The sequence below is a fragment of the Inquilinus limosus genome (assembly GCF_002195995.1).
Classification (GTDB): Bacteria; Pseudomonadota; Alphaproteobacteria; order DSM-16000; family Inquilinaceae; genus Inquilinus; species Inquilinus limosus_C.
This window is the reverse complement of record NZ_NHON01000045.1, coordinates 26,833-44,708: the sequence shown is the minus strand read 5'-3', so window position 1 is coordinate 44,708 and position 17,876 is coordinate 26,833. Positions and strand designations below refer to the sequence as shown.

19 protein-coding genes are annotated in these 17,876 nt (G+C 70.7%); 3 read left to right on the top strand and 16 right to left on the bottom strand.

What is annotated here, in order from left to right; translation table 11 throughout:
* Positions 1-6: 6 nt before the first annotated feature.
* The 7 genes from BWR60_RS21835 to BWR60_RS21805 form a co-directional block, all read right to left on the bottom strand.
* The gene (locus BWR60_RS21835; protein WP_088153128.1) at positions 7-936 is read right to left on the bottom strand and encodes a histone deacetylase family protein; all 930 of its coding nucleotides are present in this window, start codon (positions 934-936) and stop codon (positions 7-9) included.
* Between the two features lie 3 nt (positions 937-939).
* Positions 940-1,170, bottom strand: a complete 231-nt coding sequence (locus tag BWR60_RS21830) for a sulfurtransferase TusA family protein (protein ID WP_088153127.1) — start codon at positions 1,168-1,170, stop codon at positions 940-942.
* Between the two features lie 45 nt (positions 1,171-1,215).
* A complete protein-coding gene (locus tag BWR60_RS21825) occupies positions 1,216-1,584 on the bottom strand; it encodes a DUF423 domain-containing protein (protein ID WP_088153126.1) in 369 nt (122 codons plus the stop codon).
* Positions 1,585-1,716: 132 nt separating this feature from the next.
* Positions 1,717-2,721 (bottom strand): 4-hydroxyproline epimerase, encoded by a 1,005-nt coding sequence (locus tag BWR60_RS21820; protein ID WP_088153125.1) that lies wholly within the window; start codon positions 2,719-2,721, stop codon positions 1,717-1,719.
* A gap of 7 nt (positions 2,722-2,728) precedes the next feature.
* Positions 2,729-3,958 (bottom strand): NAD(P)/FAD-dependent oxidoreductase, encoded by a 1,230-nt coding sequence (locus BWR60_RS21815; RefSeq protein ID WP_088153124.1) that lies wholly within the window; start codon positions 3,956-3,958, stop codon positions 2,729-2,731.
* Position 3,959: 1 nt separating this feature from the next.
* Positions 3,960-4,715, bottom strand: coding sequence for a GntR family transcriptional regulator (locus tag BWR60_RS21810; protein ID WP_088153123.1), 756 nt, complete (start codon positions 4,713-4,715; stop codon positions 3,960-3,962).
* A gap of 230 nt (positions 4,716-4,945) precedes the next feature.
* On the bottom strand, positions 4,946-5,653 hold the full coding sequence (locus BWR60_RS21805) for a TetR/AcrR family transcriptional regulator (protein WP_088153122.1): 708 nt from the start codon (positions 5,651-5,653) through the stop codon (positions 4,946-4,948).
* 130 nt (positions 5,654-5,783) lie between these two features.
* Between BWR60_RS21805 and BWR60_RS21800 the strand changes: the two genes are divergently transcribed.
* Positions 5,784-7,814: a glycoside hydrolase family 3 protein gene (locus BWR60_RS21800; protein ID WP_088153120.1), complete on the top strand. Its 2,031-nt coding sequence runs from the start codon at positions 5,784-5,786 to the stop codon at positions 7,812-7,814.
* Here BWR60_RS21800 and BWR60_RS21795 read toward each other — a convergent pair.
* The gene (locus BWR60_RS21795; protein ID WP_218823612.1) at positions 7,808-8,761 is read right to left on the bottom strand and encodes a cupin domain-containing protein; all 954 of its coding nucleotides are present in this window, start codon (positions 8,759-8,761) and stop codon (positions 7,808-7,810) included. The two genes, BWR60_RS21800 and BWR60_RS21795, sit on opposite strands and share 7 nt — an antisense overlap.
* A gap of 101 nt (positions 8,762-8,862) precedes the next feature.
* On the opposite strand from BWR60_RS21795, the gene BWR60_RS21790 reads away from it, so the two are divergent.
* The gene (locus BWR60_RS21790; RefSeq protein WP_429913035.1) at positions 8,863-9,210 is read left to right on the top strand and encodes a carboxymuconolactone decarboxylase family protein; all 348 of its coding nucleotides are present in this window, start codon (positions 8,863-8,865) and stop codon (positions 9,208-9,210) included.
* Between the two features lie 24 nt (positions 9,211-9,234).
* Positions 9,235-9,843, top strand: a complete 609-nt coding sequence (gene rclC / locus BWR60_RS21785; RefSeq protein ID WP_088153118.1) for a reactive chlorine resistance membrane protein RclC — start codon at positions 9,235-9,237, stop codon at positions 9,841-9,843.
* Positions 9,844-9,947: 104 nt separating this feature from the next.
* On the opposite strand, the gene modC is transcribed toward rclC, so the two are convergent.
* The 8 genes from modC to BWR60_RS21745 all read right to left on the bottom strand — a co-directional run bounded on the left by modC (position 9,948) and on the right by BWR60_RS21745 (position 17,856).
* Positions 9,948-11,072, bottom strand: a complete 1,125-nt coding sequence (gene modC / locus BWR60_RS21780; RefSeq protein WP_088153117.1) for a molybdenum ABC transporter ATP-binding protein — start codon at positions 11,070-11,072, stop codon at positions 9,948-9,950.
* Positions 11,069-11,761, bottom strand: coding sequence for a molybdate ABC transporter permease subunit (modB, locus tag BWR60_RS21775; RefSeq protein WP_230983135.1), 693 nt, complete (start codon positions 11,759-11,761; stop codon positions 11,069-11,071). Before modB ends, modC begins: the two co-directional genes overlap by 4 nt.
* A gap of 204 nt (positions 11,762-11,965) precedes the next feature.
* On the bottom strand, positions 11,966-12,757 hold the full coding sequence (gene modA / locus BWR60_RS21770) for a molybdate ABC transporter substrate-binding protein (RefSeq protein WP_088153115.1): 792 nt from the start codon (positions 12,755-12,757) through the stop codon (positions 11,966-11,968).
* Between the two features lie 119 nt (positions 12,758-12,876).
* Positions 12,877-13,653 (bottom strand): TIGR00730 family Rossman fold protein, encoded by a 777-nt coding sequence (locus BWR60_RS21765; RefSeq protein WP_218823611.1) that lies wholly within the window; start codon positions 13,651-13,653, stop codon positions 12,877-12,879.
* Positions 13,654-13,740: 87 nt separating this feature from the next.
* A complete protein-coding gene (locus BWR60_RS21760) occupies positions 13,741-14,709 on the bottom strand; it encodes a glycosyltransferase family 2 protein (RefSeq protein WP_179221888.1) in 969 nt (322 codons plus the stop codon).
* A gap of 327 nt (positions 14,710-15,036) precedes the next feature.
* Positions 15,037-16,032: a glycosyltransferase family 2 protein gene (locus BWR60_RS21755; RefSeq protein WP_088153113.1), complete on the bottom strand. Its 996-nt coding sequence runs from the start codon at positions 16,030-16,032 to the stop codon at positions 15,037-15,039.
* 14 nt (positions 16,033-16,046) lie between these two features.
* Positions 16,047-16,997 carry a polysaccharide pyruvyl transferase family protein gene (locus tag BWR60_RS21750; protein WP_088153112.1) on the bottom strand — a complete coding sequence of 317 codons (951 nt, stop codon included), beginning with the start codon at positions 16,995-16,997 and terminating at the stop codon, positions 16,047-16,049.
* 127 nt (positions 16,998-17,124) lie between these two features.
* The gene (locus BWR60_RS21745) at positions 17,125-17,856 is read right to left on the bottom strand and encodes a TylF/MycF/NovP-related O-methyltransferase (protein ID WP_179221886.1); all 732 of its coding nucleotides are present in this window, start codon (positions 17,854-17,856) and stop codon (positions 17,125-17,127) included.
* Positions 17,857-17,876: the final 20 nt, after the last annotated feature.

Sequence of the window (17,876 nt, the reverse complement as noted above, 5' to 3'; positions counted from 1 at the left end):
CCGGCCTCAGCCGGTCATCAGCGTGTGCACATGGGCGGCGGTGGAGAGGGCGAGGGCGCGCAGGTCGTAGCCGCCCTCCAGCGTCGAGACCACGCGGCCGCCGCAATGCCGGTCTGCCAGGCGCATCAGCTCCAGCGTCGCCCAGGCGAAATCGCCCTCATGCAGCTCGAGATGGGCCAGCGGGTCGCGGGCATGGGCGTCGAAGCCGGCGGAGATCAGCAGCAGCTCCGGCGCGAAGGCGTCGACCGCGGGCAGCACGATGCGTTCCATCGCCCGGCGGAACTCGACCCCGCCCGACATCGGCGGCAGCGGCGCGTTCAGGATGTTGCCGGCGACGCCGGTCTCGTCCTCCGACCCGGTGCCGGGATACAGCGGCGACTGGTGGGTCGAGGCGTAGAACAGGTCGGGCTCGGACCAGAAGATGTCCTGGGTGCCGTTGCCGTGATGGACGTCGAAATCGACCACCGCGATCCGCTGCAGCCCATGCGCCAGCCGGGCGTGCATGGCGGCGATGGCGACGCTGTTGAACAGGCAGAATCCCATGGCCCGCGTCGCCTCGGCATGGTGGCCGGGCGGCCGCACGGCGCAGAAGGCGTTGCGCGCCTCCCCCGCCAGCACCGCGTCGACCGCGGCGCAGCCGGCCCCGGCCGCCCGCAGCGCGGCGGCGCCGGACCCCGGCGACAGCACCGTGTCGGCGTCGATCGGCTGTAGCCCGTCCTCCGGCACCGCGGCCAGCAGGCGGCGGACGAAGGCGTCGGGATGGGCCAGGGCGATCTGCTCGATCGTCGCCTCCGGCGCCTCGCGCCGCTGCAGCAGGGCGAAGCTCTCATCCTCCAGCGCCGTCAGCACCGCCCGCAGCCGGTCCGGCCGCTCCGGATGGCCTGGGCCGGTGTCGTGGCCGATGCAGGCCGGATGGGTGAAGAGCAGCGTGTCCATGCCCTATCCTGCCTTGCGGATGCTGTAGCGGGTGGCGCCGTCCGGTTCGTCGGTCACTGCGACCAGGACATGGCCGGTGGCGTCGCAGAAGGCCGGGAAGTCCTTGCGCGCCGCGGCGTCGGTGGCTAGCACGTCCAGCACTTGGCCCGGCGCCAGCCCCTGCAGCGCCTTGCGCGCCTTCAGGACCGGCATCGGGCAGATCAGGTCGCGCGCGTCGAGATCCAAATCAGCCATGGCGAACCCTAGCGCGGGTCGCGGCCGCAGCCAACGGCTCCGGCCTCAGCTTTCCGCCAGGCGGAAGGCGGCCAGCACGGCCAGGCCCCAGCCCAGGATCATCAGCACGCCGCCGATCGGGGTGATGGCGCCGAACCAGCGCGGCGCGCCGAAGGCCATCAGATAGAGCGTGCCGGAGAAGATCACGGCGCCGGCCAGGAAGGCCCAGCCGGCCCAGCGCAGCGCGCCCGGCGCACCCAGCAGGGCCAGGGCCAGCAGGGCGGCGGCATGGACCAGCTGGTACTGCGCCCCGGTGTGCACCCAGCCCAGCCGCTCCGGCGCCGCGTCGGCCATGCCATGCGCGGCGAAGGCGCCCATCGCCACCGCCACCATGCCGTGCAGCCCGGCCCCGATCAGAAGCACCCGGTCGATCATCCCGTTCTCCCCGAGGAGAGGGAAACCGGAGCATGCCCCCTGACACCTCTCCTTGGGGAGAGGTCGAAATCGCGCAGAGATTTCGGGTGAGGGGGTGGCTCCGGCCCATACGGTAGCGGAGCGAGACCGTCGTCACATGACCGTGAAGCCGCGGACGAAGGGGTCGCGATCGTCGAGGAAGATGGTGTTGTAGCCGGTCAGCCAGGCCTGGCCGGCGATCGACGGGATGATCGCATCGAACGGCCCCACCTTGGCCGTGCCCTCGACCCGGCCGTGGAACAGGCTGCCGATGATGCTCTCATGCACGAAGGCGTCGCCGGTCTTGAGATCGCCGCGCGCCGCCAGCTGGGCCATGCGGGCCGAGGTGCCGGTGCCGCAGGGCGACCGGTCGATCGCCTTCTCGCCGTAGAACACGGCGTTGCGGGCATGCGCCTCGGGGTGCTTCGGCTTGCCGGTCCACTGCACATGGCGCAGGCCGCGGATGGTCGGATCCTCCGGATGCACCATGTCGAACCGCTCGTTCACCACCCGGCGCACGATCGGCGACAGCCGCTGGATCTCGCCGGCGGAGAGAGCCTCCAGATCGGCATAGCCCGGCTGCGGTTCGATGATGGCGTAGAAATTGCCGCCATAGGCGATGTCCGCCACGAGAGGGCCGAAGCCCGGCAGCTCGAACTCCAGCTTCTCCTTGTACAGGAAGGACGGGACGTTGCGGATGCGCACCGAGGTGACATGGCCGGCAGCGTCCTGCTCGTACTCCGCATCGACGATGCCGGCCGGCACCTCCAGCCGCAGCTTGCCCGGCACCTTCGGCCGCACCAGCCCTTCCTCGACCATCACCGTCACCGTGCCGATGGTGCCGTGGCCGCACATCGGCAGGCAGCCGGAGGTCTCGATGAACAGGATGGCGGCGTCGGCGTCGTCGCGGGTCGGGGCGTACAGGATCGACCCCGACATCACGTCATGGCCGCGCGGCTCGAACATCAGGCCGGTGCGGATCCAGTCGTACTCCGCGACGAAGTGTTGGCGCTTCTCGCTCATCGTCGCGCCCTGCAGCGGCGGGGCGCCGCCGGCGACGACACGGACCGGGTTGCCGCAGGTGTGGGCGTCGGTGCAGAAGAAGCTGCTCTTGGTCATGGCACTCTCACTGGAAGCGTTCGATGCCGAAGGGGCCGGGATCCGCCGGGCCGTTGGCCGACAGGAAGCCGGCGGCGAGGCGGGCGGTGGTGGCGGACAGGGTCAGGCCGAGATGGCCGTGGCCGAAGGCGAGGACGATGCGCGGGTCGCGCGGATGCGGGCCGATCACCGGCAGGCTGTCGGGGGTGGAGGGGCGGCGGCCCATCCATTCGGTGCCGCCGGTCTCCGGGATCGCCGGCAGGTAGCGCCGGGCCTTCTGCCGCAGCGCCCGGGCGCGGGCCAGATTGGCCGGCGCGTCCACCGCCGCCAGCTCCACCGCCCCGCCGATCCTGAGGCCGTCGGCCAAAGGCGAGGCGACGAAGCCGTGATCGGCGAAGACCACCGGCATCGGCAGCGTCACCGGCGCCCCCGGGATCGTGGTGTTGTAGCCGCGCTCGGTCTCCAGCGGCACCTTCAGGCCCAGGCCGCGGACGATGTCGCGCGACCAGACGCCGGCGGATACCACAACCCTGTCGAAGGCACGGGCTGTGCCGTCGGCGAGGCGGATGGTGACGCCCTCGGCCCCGGGCTCGACGGCGGCGACCGCGCCCGTGACCAGCCGGTCGCCCAGGCCGCGGCGCAGGCCCTGCAGCACGCCGAGCGGGCTGTCGACCATCCAATAGGCGGGGCACAGCACGGCGCGGGCGAATCCGCCGTTGAGGTCCGGCACCAGCTCGCGCGCGTGGTCCGGCGCCAGCGGCTCGAAATCGTGGCCGCCAAGGCGGCGGCGCAGCTCCCATTCCGGCAGGGCGGCCTGGAAGCTGGCCTCGGTGTCGTAGATGTCGATCGCGCCGGTCTGGCGGAGATGGCCGTTCAGCCCGGCGCGGCGGGCCAGTTCCCGATGGTCGTCGAGGGCGGAGCGCATCAGCCCGCCCAAGGCGGCGGTCGACCGTTCCACCTGCTCCGTCCGCGCCGCGGCCAGGAAGCGCAGCAGCCAGGGCGTCAGCGCCGGCAGGTCGCGCCAGCGCAGGGCCAGCGGACCCAGCGGGTCCATCAGCCAGCGCGGCACCGATCGCAGCACGCCGGGCCGGGCCAGCGGCGTGATCTCCGGAAAGGCCAGCATCCCGGCATTGCCGGCGGAGGCGTGGCGGTCCTCCGGCCGGCGCTCATAGACCATGACCTCGTGCCCGTCGGCGGCCAGCCAGGCAGCGATGGCGCAGCCGATGACGCCGCCGCCGAGGATGGCGATGCCCGCCATCTCAGGCCGGCAGCGCGGGCTGGGCGGGCTCGGCCGTGGGGCCGAGGGCGACGTCGCCGCCGACGCCGCTGGCCAGGAAGCCCTGGATCTGCCGCACCACCTGGCCGGCATGGGCGCGGCCCAGGCTGTCGGCGCGGTCGGCGTCGCGGTCGATGATCGCCTGGATGATGGCCTCGTGCTCGGCCACGAACTCGGCCGGCAGGTGGTCGTCGAAGCTGGCGTAGTAGATCCGGTTCAGCCGCCGCCCCTCGTCCAGCAGGCGGCCGAACAGCTCGGTGTAGTAGCGGTTGCGGCCGGCGCGGGCGATCGCCAGGTGGAAGTCGCGGTTGGCATCGGCCATGCCGATCGCGTCGGCCGCCGCCACGGCCCGTCCAAAGGCGGCCTGGTGGATGCGGATCTCCTCCAGGTCCTTCGCCGTGCGGCGCAAAGCGGCCAGCCGGGTGGTGACCCGGTGCATCAGGGTCAGCGCGTCGAAATGGGCGGGCAGGGCGGAGAAGTCGATCGGCGCGACGATGGTGTTGCGGTTCGGCAGGGTCTCGACCAGCCCTTCGCCGGCCAGCCGCACCAGCGCCTCGCGGATCGGCGTGCGCGACAGGCCGAAGCGCTCGGCGATGCGGGTCTCGTCCAGCGCCGAGCCGGGGGCCAGCACCAGGTCGAGGATGTCGTGCTTCAGCGCCTCATAGACCTTGGCGACGCCGCCGCCGCGGGCCCGGGTCTCGCCGCTCTCCGCCGCCTGTTCCTTCGCCGCTCGCGCCAAGGGCCTGTCCTTCCCCGCAACTCTGTTGAAGGCGGATGATAGGACGGTCGAATGCAGTTTGTCGACAAGGCTCGATGGGCCAAGAAAAAGGGCGGCGGATGGACCGCCGCCCCGAAAGGCTGGGCCGCGCGCCGGGCTTGGGACGGGACCGGCACGCAACCTGGGAGGCTGTCGGGACTGCCCGATCGCCAGTCGATATATTCCATCGAATATATCGTAAGGTCAAATCCTCAGTCGTCCCCGGCTGCCCTGGCCCGGATTCCAGCCTCCAGCCGCCGCAGATAGGCCTCGAAGCCGGCGGCCATGTCGACGCCGTCCGGGTCGCGCAGCCACTGGATCTGCAGCCCGTCCATCATCGCGATGAGCTCATAGGCCAGAAGCTGCGGGTCGAGGTCCGGCCGCAACTCGCCGGCATCGATGCCGGCCTGGAACGCGGCGCGCATGAAGGCCAGCAGATAGTCCGAGCGCCGGCGGAAGAAGGGCGCCGCCGGATGGTCCTCGATCAGGCTCTCGCCGTTCAGGATGGCGAAGACCTGGACCAGGTTCCGCTTGCCGGCATTGGCCCGCACCACCCGGCGGGCGTCGTCCAGCACCCGCCGCCAGGTCAGCCCGTCCGGGGAGAGCAGCCTTCCGGTCCTCGGGTCGCGTCCCTCCGTCTCCGCCGCCAGCAGCCGGCCGGTCTCGTGGTCGCGTTCCTCCATCGCCGCCAGCAGCAGCGACATCTTGCTGGGGAAATGGTGCAGCAGCCCGGGCAGGGTCAGGCCCGCCTTCTCGGCGATCGAGGCGATCGCGGTGCCGGCATAGCCGCCCTGGGCGAACATCTCCATGGCGGCGTCCAGGATCTGCTGGCGGCGGCGCTGCCCCTTGGGCGACCGCCGGGTCTTCGGGGCTTCGGCAGGCACGGCCGGACCGTCGGCCGCTGGGGTCTTCGAAGGCATCCCGCTCTCTAGCACGGCCGCGCCGCCTTGCGCAGCGCCGCCGCATCATCCCGCTTGGAAAACTTACCGAGTGATTGGTAGGTTTAAGCAAACGGGTTGCGCAACGACACCCAGCAGAGGGGAAGCGAAGATGCCCTTGTCACGATATTGGCCCGCCATCGCCGCGATTGGCCTCGGCGGATGGCTGGCGGCCGGCCCGGCCATCGCCGACGCGGCGCAAGGCCTGGAGTCGCGCTCGGCGCCGATCCTGTCGCAGCGCGGCTTCCCGTACCGCGACCTGAACCGCAACGGCCGGCTGGACCCCTATGAGGACCGCCGCCTGCCGGCCGCGCTGCGGGCGCAGGACCTGGTCCGCCGCATGACGCTGGAGGAGAAGGCCGGCGCCATGATCCATGCCACCGCGGCCTCGACCGCCACCGGCGACGGCTGGACCGAGGAGTCGCTGCAGGCGCTGGTCGGCGGCAACCATGTCGCCGCGCTGATCAGCCGCCTGTCCGGCAGCGCCGAGGCCCAGGCGCAGGCCGCCAACCGGGCGCAGGAGATCGCCGAATCGACCCGGCTGGGCATCCCGGTGCTGATCAGCTCGGACCCGCGCAACCACTTCCAGTATGTCGCCGGCGCCAGCGTCGAGAACACGGCCTTCTCGCAATGGCCCGAGACCACCGGCCTGGCCGCGATCGGCGATGCCGGCCTGGTGCGCCGCTTCGGCGACGTCGCGCGGCAGGAATACCGGGCGATCGGCCTGCAGGAGACGCTGTCGCCGCAGGCCGACCTGTCGACCGAGCCACGCTGGCCGCGCATCAACGGCACTTTCGGCGAGGATCCGCAGCTGGCCCGCCGCATGGTCGACGCCTATGTCAGCGGCTTCCAGAACGGCGGGCGCGGCCTCAACCCCGGCAGCGTCGTCACCGTGGTCAAGCACTGGGTCGGCTACGGCGCCCAGGTCGACGGGTTCGATGCGCACAATTATTACGGCCAGGACCTGACCTTCCCGGCCGGGCGCTTCAACGACCACATCGTGCCCTTCCTCGGCGCCTTCGCCGCGAACGCGGCCGGGATCATGCCGACCTATGCGGTGCCGCCGCAGGGCCTGACCCTGTTCGGCCGGCAGCTGGAGCGGGTGGGCGCCGGCTTCAGCAAGCAGCTGCTGACCGACCTGCTGCGCCGCCGCTTCGGCTTCGACGGCGTGATCCTCAGCGATTGGGCCATCACCGCGGATTGCGACGTCCATTGCCGCGACGGCTGGCCGGAGGGGCAGGCGCCCGGCTTCGTCGGCTTCGGCACCTCCTGGGGCGTGCCGGACCTGACGGTGCAGCAGCGCTTCGTCAAGGCGATCGACGCCGGCATCGACCAGTTCGGCGGCAGCGGCGACGACCCGGCGCCGATCGTGGCGGCGGTGCGCGCGGGGCAGCTGAGCGAACGGCGGCTGGACCAGTCGGTGGCCCGCATCCTGCTGCAGAAGTTCCAGCTCGGCCTGTTCGAGAATCCCTATGTCGACACGGCGGCGGCCGGCCGTATCGCCGGCAACGACCGGTTCAAGGCCGAGGGGCGTGCCGCCCAGCAGGCCTCGCTGGTGCTGCTGGAGAACCGCCCCGCGGCCCGAGGGCCGCTGGTGGCGGCGGCGGATGGCAGCGCCTGGCGGCCGAACCGCCGGCCGGTCCTGCCACTCGCCCCGTCGATGCGGCGGGTCTGGCTGCACGGCGTCGATGCGGCGACGGCGCGGGCGCACGGCTTCACCGTGGTCACCGATCCGCGCCAGGCGGATTTCGCGCTGGTGCGGGCGGCGACGCCGTTCGAGACGCTGCACCCCAACTACACCTTCGGCAGCCGGCAGCATGAGGGGCGGCTGGACTTCCGCGACGGCGATGCCGATTACGAGGCGATCAAGACGGCCGCGGCGGCGGTGCCGACCATCGTCACGGTCTATCTCGACCGGCCGGCGATCCTGGCCAATGTGCGCGACCGGTCGACGGCGCTGATCGGCAATTTCGGCATCACCGACGACGCGCTGCTGGACGTGCTGCAGGGCAAGGCCCGGCCGCGCGGCCGGCTGCCCTTCGAGCTGCCGTCTTCGATGGCCGCCGTCCTGGCCCAGGCCTCGGACGCGCCTTATGACAGCCGGGCGCCGCTGTACCGCTTCGGGGCGGGCCTGAGCTACTGAGGGCCGCCCGCCGCCTCGGCGCCCCGGCGGAGCTCGCCGGGGCGGAGGCCGTGGCGGCGATGCATGGCGCGGCTCAACGCGCTTTCCGACTGGTAGCCGACCTCGGCGGCGACCTGGGCCGCGGCCCCGCCGCGCAGCAGCTGCCGGCGGGCCAGGCCCAGCCGCAGGTCGGTGAGGAAGGCCAGCGGCGGGCAGCCCGCCGCGGCCCGGAACGCCCGCACCAGCGTGGCGCGCGAGGTCGCGGCCCGGGCCGCCAGCTCGTCCAGCGTCCAGGGCCGCGCCGGGTCGCGCAGCATCGCCAGCACCGCGCGGGCGGTCGGGCGGTAGCCAAGCAGCCGCAGCAGGCCGCCGGACGCGCCGTCGGCGCCGAGATGGGCGCGCAGCATCATCACGAACAGGGCGCTGGCGAGGTGGATGGCGATCGCCGCGGCCCCGGCGCCATCGGCATCCAGCTCGTCGCGGATGGCCTCGAGCAGCAGCCGCGTCCGCGCCGCGTCCGGCCCGCCCGGGCCGCGCAGCAGGATGCGGTCGGGCAGGGTGGCGATCAGCAGGCTCTCGCCGGCGGCCTCGAACTGCAGCCGGCCGCAGATGATCTCGGTGTCCGGCTCGACGCCCAGGCTGGCCCGGTGGCGGATGGCGTTGCGGTAGGCCTTGCCGGTGCCGGCCGGGATGCCGGTGGCGCCGGGGCGGGCGCGCATCACATGCGGGTCGCCATGCGGCAGCAGCAGCACGTCGCCGGCCTGCAGTCGCAGCGGGGGATGGCCGGGGCTCTCCAGCTCGCACTCCCCGCGCGCGACGATGTGGAAATAGGCCCAGCCGGGGCCGCCCGCAGCCGCGTGCGGCGACGCCCAGCGGCCGCCGAATTCGCAGAGGTCGTCGAGGACCGGGCGCACCTGCAGCAGCGGGGCCAGGCTGCTGAGGGGATCGTCGGGCGAGTCCAGGCTCATGATGCGGCTTTGATCCGTCCGGTCATACCGTTGCGCTTTGAAGCCATATCCTGAGCGCGGCGGCGAGCCTAGATCTATCTCAGCGATCACGGAGACGCATCATGCACATGCACGACTGGAACACCTACCGGCAGCAGCTCATCGCCGGTGTGGGCGAGCTCGGCAAGCTCAGCCCGGACACGGTTCGCGGCTATGCGGCGCTGGGCGGCGCCGGGGCCAAGACCAACCATCTCGACGCCAAGACGCGCGAACTGATCGCCCTGGCCGTGGCCATCTCGCTGCGCTGCGACGGCTGTATCACCGTCCATGCCGATGCCGCACTCAAGCAGGGCGCGACCAAGGAAGAGGTCGCTGAGGCTCTCGGTGTCGCCATCAGCGTCAATGCCGGCGCGGCGCTCGTCTACTCCACCCGCACACTGGATGCCTTTGCCGCAGCCCAGGAAGGCTGACCGGGGCACTCAGGGAGATCCAGCATGAACACCATCATCCGCCGGGGGCTGAGCCTTGTCGGCGGCGCCCGGTCCGATCGCATCGGGATCGACGCGATGCGGATTGCCATCGCCATCGTCTTCCTCTGGATCGGCACCCTGAAATTCGCGCCCTACGAGGCCGACAGCATCACGCCATTCGTCGCCAACAGCCCGCTGATGTCGATCTTCTACGAGCACCCCGAGGACTACAAGGCGCACCTCACCCGCGAGGGTGAGCTGAAGCCCGAAGACCGGGCGTGGCAGGCGGCCAACAACACCTACGGCTTCTCCCGCGGGCTCGGCACGCTCGAGATCCTGATCGGCGCCTTGACGCTGGCGGGCCTGGTCTCCGCCCGGGTCGGCTTCCTCGGGGCGGCCCTCGCCTTCGCCACCCCGTTCGTGACCCTGTCCTTCCTGGTGACCACGCCCGAGGCCTGGGTGCCGGCGCTGGGCGACGCGCAGCACGGCTTCCCCTGGCTGTCCGGCGGCGGCCGGCTGGTGATCAAGGACGTCACCATCCTGGCCGGAGCGTGGCTGGTGCTGGTGGACAGCGCCCGCGCCATCCTCCGGCAGCGATCGAGCCCTGCCGCGGAACGGCAGCTGGCCTCCTGACCCATCCCGATCCGGCACAGCGCGGGTCCCGTCCGGGAATCCCGCGCTTCGTGCTGTGACGGCCACCGGCGCCGGCACGAACCGTGAGCGAAGGCCATGGACGCTCAGCCGCCTTCCAGTTCCGCATCGGCGCCGTCCGGGCCGCGCAGGGCGCCGCCGACCGTGTGGCTGTCGAAGGCGACGCTCTTGATCACCGCATGCACCGGCCGGCCCGGTGCCAGCGCCAGCGCCTCGACCGAACGCCGGGTCAGCCGGGCCAAGAGGCCGTCGCCGGCGCAGTCCAGCCGGATCGCGGCGGTCGGCCCGTCGCCCGCCGCGATCGCCAGCACCGTCGCCGGCAGCACGTTCAGTGCGCTCAGATGGTCGGGCGGCTGCGTCGCCAGCATGACGTCGCGGGCGCGGATGCGTATGCGCACCGGGCTGCCGGCGGGCAGCTCGACCCGCGGCACGGTCAGGAACCCGGCGGCGACGCGCAGCCGGGTCAGCTGCCAGCGCTCGTCATGGTCCTCGACCACGGCCTCCAGCACCGCGCCGGCCTCGGCCCGCGGGAACAGGTCGGCCCGGCCCATCACCTCGCGCACCGGCCCGGCGGCGGCGACCCGGCCCTCGGCCAGCACCACCAGCGTGGCGGCCAGCCGCGCCACCTCGGCCATGGCGTGGCTGACATAGATGATCGGGATCCGCGCCTCGTCGCGCAGCCGCTCGACATAGGGCAGGATCTCGGCCTTGCGCGCCTCGTCCAGCGCCGCCAGCGGCTCGTCCATCAGCAGCAGGCGCGGGCTGGACAGCAGCGCCCGGCCGATCGCCACGCGCTGCTTCTCGCCGCCCGACAGCCCGGCCGGCCGCCGCTCCAGCAGCGCGCCGATGCCCAGCAGCTCGACCACCCGGCCGAACTCGGCGCCGCGGTCGGCCTTGGGCGTGAACCAGCGGCCGTAGAGCAGGTTCTGCCGCACCGTCAGATGCGGGAACAGCCGGCCCTCCTGGAAGACGTAGCCGATGCGGCGGCGATGCGGCGGCAGGAAGATGCGGCGCCCGGTGTCGACCAGCGGCCGGCCATCGACCACAACCCTTCCGTGCTGCGGCCGCACCAGCCCGGCGATGACGTTGATCACCGAGGACTTGCCGGCGCCGGAGCGGCCGAACAGCGCGGTCAGCCGACCTTCGCTGGCGAAGGCGATGTCCAGCGCGAAATCGCCCTGGCGGTGGCGGATCTCGACCTCGAGAGTCACGCTGCCTGCACCCGGACGCCGGCCCGGCGCGCCATGATCTCGGAGGCGAGGAGCGCGGCCATGGCGATGACGACCGACACCAGGGTCAGGCGCAGCGCGCCGATGTCGCCGCCCGGCACCTGGGTGAAGGTGTAGATCGCCGAGGGCAGGGTCTGGGTCTGGCCCGGGATGTTGGAGACGAAGGTGATGGTGGCGCCGAACTCGCCCATCGCCTTGGCGAAGCACAGGATGGCGCCGGCGATCACGCCCGGCAGGATCAGCGGCAGTGTGACGGTCAGGAACACCCAGGGCGGCGAGGCGCCCAGCGTGCCGGCCGCGGCCTCCAGCCGCCGATCCACGGACTCGATCGACAGGCGGATGGCGCGGACCATCAGCGGGAAGCCCATCACCCCGGCGGCCAGGGCGGCGCCGGTCCAGCGGAAGGAGAAGACGATGCCGAGCTGGGCCAGGACCGAGCCGATCGGCCCCATCTTGCCGAACAGCAGCAGCAGGATGTAGCCGGTGACGACCGGCGGCAGCACCAGCGGCAGGTGGACCACGCCGTTCAGGATCGACTTGCCCCAGAACCGGCCGCGCGCCAGGGCCAGGGCCACCAGCACGCCCAGCGGCAGGCTGACGACCATGGCCCACAGCGAGACCTTGAGGCTGAGGAGGATCGCGGTCAGCTCGTCGGGGGTGAAGTCGAACACGAGGTTTCCACACGCGGATCTCCCCCTCCCCTCGCGGGAGGGGGTAGGGGGAGGGGGCTGCCGGCGCCACGGCCGGCGCCGACGACTATAAGCGATGAAGGCCGGATCCCAAGGCGCAGCCCCGCACCGGCGGCCCCTTCCATCCTCCCCTCCCGCAAGGGGAGGGGAGGATGGAAGGGGCATGTCCGGGCCAGGCGCCCCGGCTTACTGCGCCACCACCGTGAAGCCCTGCTTCTCGAACAGGGGCTTGGCGGCAGCCGACTTCAGGTAGTCGACGAAGGCCTGGGCCTCGGGCTTGCTGCTGCTGGCCAGCACCGCCACCGGGTACAGGATCGGCGGGTGGCTGTCGGCCGGGAAGGTGCCGACGATCCTGACCCCCGTGTCGGCCGCGGCGTCGGTCTGGTAGACGATGCCCAGCGGGGCCTCGCCGCGCGACACCAGCGCCAGGGTGGCGCGGACATTCTCGGCCTGGGCGATCTTGTCCTTGACCGCATCCCAGACGCCCAGCTTCTCCAGCGCCGCCTGGCCGTACTTGCCGGCCGGCACCGCCTTGACGTCGGCCATGGCCAGATGGCCGTCGCCCAGCGCCTTGGCCAGCTCGAAATTCGGGCCGATGGTCAGCTGCACCGTCGACTCCTTCGGCGCCACCAGCACGATGCGGTTGCCCAGCAGGGTCGACTGCGTCTCCGGCTTGATCAGCTTGCGGTCGGCCACGTACTTCATCCAGTCGAGATCGGCCGAGATGAAGACGTCGGCCGGGGCCCCGGCCTCGATCTGCTTCGCCAGCGCCGAGCTGGCGGCGTAGGAGATGGCGGCCTTGTGCTTGAACTCGGCCTGCCAGTGGGTGTTGATGTCGTCCAGCGCGTCCTTCAGGCTGGCAGCGGCGAACACCGTGATGTCCTGCGCCTGGGCGCCCGCCGGGGCGCCGAAGCCGGCAGCCGCGCCCAGCACGCCGGCCAGCAGCGCGCCGAGCCAGCCGCGTCGAGTGATCCGCATTGTCCTGTTCCCCGTTCCCTATGCCGGCCGGGCGGGCGCCGGCCTGTCGCGCGCAATCTTACAGCGTCGCTATATCCGGGCAAACATTTCGCAAAATGCCGCGGGCCGCGCCGGTGTGGTCACGACCGCCGGTTCAGCCCCTGCTCGGCCAGGATCGACCAGATCTCCTCGGCGCTGTCGGCGAAGCGGAACAGCTCCAGGTCGCGGGCGTCGATCATGCCGTGCTCGACCAGCGCGTCGAAGCCGATCACGGCGCGCCAATAGGCCTGGTCGAACAGCACGATCGGCAGGGCCGAGGACTTGCCGGTCTGGCGCAGGGTCAAGAGCTCGAACAGCTCGTCGAAGGTGCCGAAGCCGCCGGGGAACACCACCAGCGCGTTGGCCCGCATCGCCAGATGCATCTTCCGCATGGCGAAATAGTGGAAGCGGAAGGTCAGCGCCGGGGTCGACCAGGCGTTCGGCTCCTGCTCATGCGGCAGGGTGATGTTGTAGCCGATGGTCGGGGCCCCGGCCTCGACCGCGCCGCGATTCGCCGCCTCCATGATGCCCGGGCCGCCGCCGGTGGCGATGACGTTGTCGCGCAGGCCGCCATGGTCGGTCAGGGCTCCGCCGCGCTCGGACGCGATGCGGCCGAACTCACGCGCCTGGGCGTACCAGTGGCCGTGGCGGCCGGGTCCGTCCTCGGCGGTGCGGGCGCTGCCGAAGACCACGATGGTGGAGCGCACGCCCCAGGCCCGCAGCGATTCCTCGGCCTTGGCGTATTCCAGCATCAGGCGCACGCCGCGCGTCGAATCGCCGAGCAGGAAATCCTGGTCGAGCTCCGGCAGGCGATAGGAGGGCGACGCCATCTGCGCCGCGTTGGAACGGGAGGGTTGGTCGGGGGCTGGCTTGCTCATCGCCCCTCTAAAGCAGATCGCGGGCCGGGCGGGAAGGGGCCCCGCCGTCACACCGTGCGATGCGGGGCGGTCGTCCCGGCCTCGCCGTCAGGCCCAGTAGCGCCGGTTCAGGCTGATCCGCCGCTTCAGCGGGCGCGGGATGCGGGCCTCGCGGCGGCCGCAGTGATACGCGGCCAGCTTGACCGCGCTGCGCAGGATCGCCGACGGGATCTGCAGCGGCTGGTGCCGGGCCAGGTGCCGCAGCTCCGACCGCACGAAGCGCCGGCCCTCGCCCCCGGCCTTGCCGAAGCGCTCCAGCAGCCAGGGGGCGCGGGCGTGCATCACGCCGACGTCGAAATAGCGGCGGAACTCCTCGCCGATGCTGTAGCTGTGCGAATGGTGCACCTGCGCCTCGGCGACATAGGCCTTGGCCCAGCCCGACAGCAGCATGCGGCCGGTCACCGCGGCGTCCTCGCCGAAGATGGTGCCGGACGGGAAGCCGCCGACCATCTCCAGCGCCCGCCGGCGATAGGCGGCGAAGGAGTTGGAGCAGAAGGTCGCCTTGATCCCGGCGCTGACGGCATCCTCCGGGCGCAGCACGACGCTGTCCGGCGGATAGTTGAACAGCCGGGCATGGGCCTCGATCGCGCCGGCGCCGTGATGCGGCAGCTGCCGGCCATAGGCGACGCCCAGCTCGGGGTCGGCGAAGGTGCCGACGATGCGGGCGATGGTGTCGCTGTCGGCCGGCACCGCATCCTGGGTCAGGAAGACCACCACCTCGACCCGCGGCGACAGGCGATTGACCGCGCGCTGGCGGGTGCCGCCATGGTCGAACTGGGCACGCGGGATGACGATCACCTCGGCGCCGGCTGCGGTGAAGCGCTCGGCCGTGTCGTCGGTCGAGCTGGAATCGATGACGAGCAGGGTTCCGGGCTGGAAGGACTGCGCCTGCAGGGCCGGGATCAGGACATCGAGATGCTTCGCGGCATTCAGCGTCGGAATGACCAGCGCCACGCGATTCTCGGCGATCGACGGCTCGAGCGCCGGCAATGACTTCTTTCCGTCGAGGGACGTCATGCTGCGCTCGTCACGTTGTGCAATGCAGCATCATAACGGCAATCTTTCATCGCGATCCAGCCGCACTCATTCCTAGGAAAGGTTCAAAAACATCCGCCGGCTGCGCCTCGAAGGGCAGGTCGCCCGACAAATCATTCGCCCGTGGATGACGGATGATCGTGGCGACACCGTGACGTCGGTGCCTGGGATGCGCCGCCCCGCCGCCGAAATGATTAAACACATGGGGCGCAACAATGATCCCACGAAAAATCGAAAATCGATCCTCATCGGAGCGCGGTCGGGCGAGGCGCCGTCTGCCCGTCTATGGCCCCGGTCGTCGGTTCCGGCTCAGCGGATGGCCCCGGCCGACCGCAGCGCCCCCTTGGCCGCCTTCGCCGCGACGAAGGCCGGATAGCAGAAGGTCAGCAGGAACAGCTGCGGGCTGCCCGCGGCATAGCGGCGGACGGTGGCCGGAAAGGCGGCCAGCGCCGGGTCGTTCAGGGCCAGGCCGCTGGTGCGGATCGCGATCATCGCATTGGTCAGCACGCGGACGACCAGCCGGCGCAGGCTGCCATAGGTCTCCGGCTTCAGGCCTTCCGTCCGCAGCATCGCCTCCAGGGTTCTGGCGGCACAGAAATAGCCGTAGATATGTCGTTCCGACTTGCGCCGGGTCATGATCGAATTGGCGCGCAGCCGCCGCTGGAAATACGCCTTGTCGCGCACGAAGGCCGGGCCGCATCGCACGAACAGCCGCGGCGTGTGCTCCTCGTCCTCGTGGAAGATCGAGAGGAATTCGAGGCCGTGCCGGTCGGACACGGCACGGCGATGGATATACAGCCATGAGGTCGGCAGGTAGTTCTTCCGGCCCACCTGGAAGTTCAGCAGATCCTCCCCGCTCGGGAACCGCCCCTCGGTGCGCTGGCGGTAATCGATCAGGGCGTGGCTGCCGTCCTGGTTCTGCCCGTCCAGGAAGGACTGGCCGGAGAAGCAGAACAGGTCGAGGTCCGGATGGGCCTCGAGCGTGGCACGGAAATCGGCGAACAGCCCGTCCGCCAGGATGTCGTCGGAGTCGAAATAGTAGATGAAGTCGCCGGTCGCGGCGGCGGTGCCGACGTTCCGCGCCGCGCCGAGGCCCTGATTCTCGGTGTGGATGATGCGGACATTGCCCAGCTGGCCGTAGAGCTCCTCCACCAGCCGTCCGGTGCTGTCGGTCGAGCCGTCGTCGACGATCACGATCTCGTCGGCCGGGGAGGATTGATGAACGACGGAGTCGATCGCCTCCCGGACATAGGCCTCGACATTGTAGCAGGGGATGACGACGGACAGGCGGGGCGGGTTCGGCATCGTCGGGGTCCCGCCTAGGCCTTGACCAGGTCGCAGGTCTCGACCCGGTTCGTCCACGCCTGGTAGTAGGTGGAGTTCTTGCCGTAGGAGTTGTCGAGCAGCGTCGTCCTCATGCCCAGGAGGCACCCCAGGATGTGGCCGTGCATGCGCGAGGTGACGATCCGGTCGTGCTGCAGGATCCGGCGGTTCAGGCGGTCGACCAGCGCATCCGTGAAGCGATACCAGGCGGCGTCGGTCGGGAATGTCTTGCGCCCGAGCCTGGCGTTGGTCCGGTCGGCCTTGACGATCAGGCGGGTGAGGAACCGGTCCCGCCCGTTGCACAGATCCTCCCAGTCGACGGGATGCTCGACCGTTCCCCGGAACTGCTCGGGGACGTCCGACTGCTCGACGTCGCGGCGGATCATCCACAGCGTCTTCGCCCCCACGGGACCCGCGCCGTACTGCTTCACCGGGAAGCTGCCCCACAGGAAATGCGCCATGTCCGGGCACATCTCGACATTGTTCGAGAAGGCTCGCCTGAAGGTATCGTAGGTGCGCTGGTCGCGGGCGAGGAAGTGCAGGTCGCGATGGCGGGTGAAGACCTCCGCGGTGTGCTGCAGCTCGGCCTCGTCGCTGAAGAACAGGGTCTGCGGGAAGATCACGATCCGGTTGTCCGGATAATGCTCGACCACATTCCGCCGCAGCACCTGGTGCGACTGGTAGATGTCGCCGAAGTTCCCCCCGCCGTGCAGGATGATGGTGGTGTCCCGGGACAGCTTGGGGAAATGCGCCGGATTCTCCGGGAATCCGAATGTCGAATAGCGGCTGACCACGTCGTACTTCCGATCCCGGAAGAACGCCTCGGTCCCCTTCATGATCAGGATGTCGCCCACATTGAGATGCATGGGGTAGTCGATGTAAATGACCTTGCTGCCCGGCTTGATATACTGGTCGATGACCGAAAGCCGATCCTTCAGATAATCCATTCCATGCATGCTAAAGGGCTTTTCCTGGTGATGCTCGGCCGCGGAAGGTTCTATATAGAATAGAGCCGGAAGGCGTGGCAATCTCATGGCCGAGATGCCGTTCGCCGCCCGCCGGCGGCAGCCATGCTCAGCCGATGCGGCGGAGCAGCACGTTCTCCCCATCCTCGAAGCGGAAGTCGCGGCGATGCGCCAGGAACTCGTCGGTCGCGGTCCGGCAGCCGGCATAGTCGTGATAATCGTCGATCAGGATCATGCCGCTGGGGCTGACCCGGTCGGCCACCGCGGTCAGGCAGTACAGCACCGGATCATACCAGTCGCAGTCGATATGGGCGAAGCTGACCGCCCCGAGCGGCGCCGCCGGCACCGTGTCCTCGAACAGCCCCTTGTGCAGCATGATGGTGCTGCCGTTGACGGCAAGGCCATGGCGGGCCAACGACCGGCAGACGTCGCCGTAGAGGTCCTGGCGATAGCCATAATAGTCGTCGCTGCCGCCGATGCCTTTCGAACCGCCCGAGGCGATCGTCTCATAGCGCTGCTTGGACCGGGCGTCGTCCTTGTCGGAGGTCGGCGGCGGGATCATGCCGAACACGTCGAAACCGTGGAAGCTGCGGCCGGCGCCCTGTGCCGTCTTGGCCAGGAGGATGGCGCTGCCGCCGAGCGCGACCCCGAACTCGATCAGGTCGCCCGGGATGCTGTCGTCCCGGACCCGGCGCAGCGCCGCTTCGAGCCGGTGCAGCTTGACCGGAGAGAGATAGGTCAGCCGCTCGCGCAGCACGGCCTTGGTGGCATCCCCCAATGTCTGCCGGAGCAGCGCCAGACGGGCGTGGCGGACCAGGCGACGTGCGGCCGAGACGGGCATCAGACAATCCCTCCAATTGC

Excerpts from the sequence above, each read along its gene's own strand:
- BWR60_RS21835 (WP_088153128.1), bottom strand. The coding sequence starts at position 936 with ATGGACACGCTGCTCTTCACCCATCCGGCCTGCATCGGCCACGACACC.
- BWR60_RS21830 (WP_088153127.1), bottom strand. The coding sequence starts at position 1,170 with ATGGCTGATTTGGATCTCGACGCGCGCGACCTGATCTGCCCGATGCCG.
- BWR60_RS21825 (WP_088153126.1), bottom strand. The coding sequence starts at position 1,584 with ATGATCGACCGGGTGCTTCTGATCGGGGCCGGGCTGCACGGCATGGTG.
- BWR60_RS21820 (WP_088153125.1), bottom strand. The coding sequence starts at position 2,721 with ATGACCAAGAGCAGCTTCTTCTGCACCGACGCCCACACCTGCGGCAAC.
- BWR60_RS21815 (WP_088153124.1), bottom strand. The coding sequence starts at position 3,958 with ATGGCGGGCATCGCCATCCTCGGCGGCGGCGTCATCGGCTGCGCCATC.
- BWR60_RS21805 (WP_088153122.1), bottom strand. The coding sequence starts at position 5,653 with ATGCCTTCGAAGACCCCAGCGGCCGACGGTCCGGCCGTGCCTGCCGAA.
- BWR60_RS21800 (WP_088153120.1), top strand. The coding sequence starts at position 5,784 with ATGCCCTTGTCACGATATTGGCCCGCCATCGCCGCGATTGGCCTCGGC.
- BWR60_RS21795 (WP_218823612.1), bottom strand. The coding sequence starts at position 8,761 with ATGAGCCTGGACTCGCCCGACGATCCCCTCAGCAGCCTGGCCCCGCTG.
- BWR60_RS21790 (WP_429913035.1), top strand. The coding sequence starts at position 8,863 with ATGCACATGCACGACTGGAACACCTACCGGCAGCAGCTCATCGCCGGT.
- rclC (WP_088153118.1), top strand. The coding sequence starts at position 9,235 with ATGAACACCATCATCCGCCGGGGGCTGAGCCTTGTCGGCGGCGCCCGG.
- modA (WP_088153115.1), bottom strand. The coding sequence starts at position 12,757 with ATGCGGATCACTCGACGCGGCTGGCTCGGCGCGCTGCTGGCCGGCGTG.
- BWR60_RS21765 (WP_218823611.1), bottom strand. The coding sequence starts at position 13,653 with ATGAGCAAGCCAGCCCCCGACCAACCCTCCCGTTCCAACGCGGCGCAG.
- BWR60_RS21760 (WP_179221888.1), bottom strand. The coding sequence starts at position 14,709 with ATGACGTCCCTCGACGGAAAGAAGTCATTGCCGGCGCTCGAGCCGTCG.
- BWR60_RS21755 (WP_088153113.1), bottom strand. The coding sequence starts at position 16,032 with ATGCCGAACCCGCCCCGCCTGTCCGTCGTCATCCCCTGCTACAATGTC.
- BWR60_RS21750 (WP_088153112.1), bottom strand. The coding sequence starts at position 16,997 with ATGGATTATCTGAAGGATCGGCTTTCGGTCATCGACCAGTATATCAAG.
- BWR60_RS21745 (WP_179221886.1), bottom strand. The coding sequence starts at position 17,856 with ATGCCCGTCTCGGCCGCACGTCGCCTGGTCCGCCACGCCCGTCTGGCG.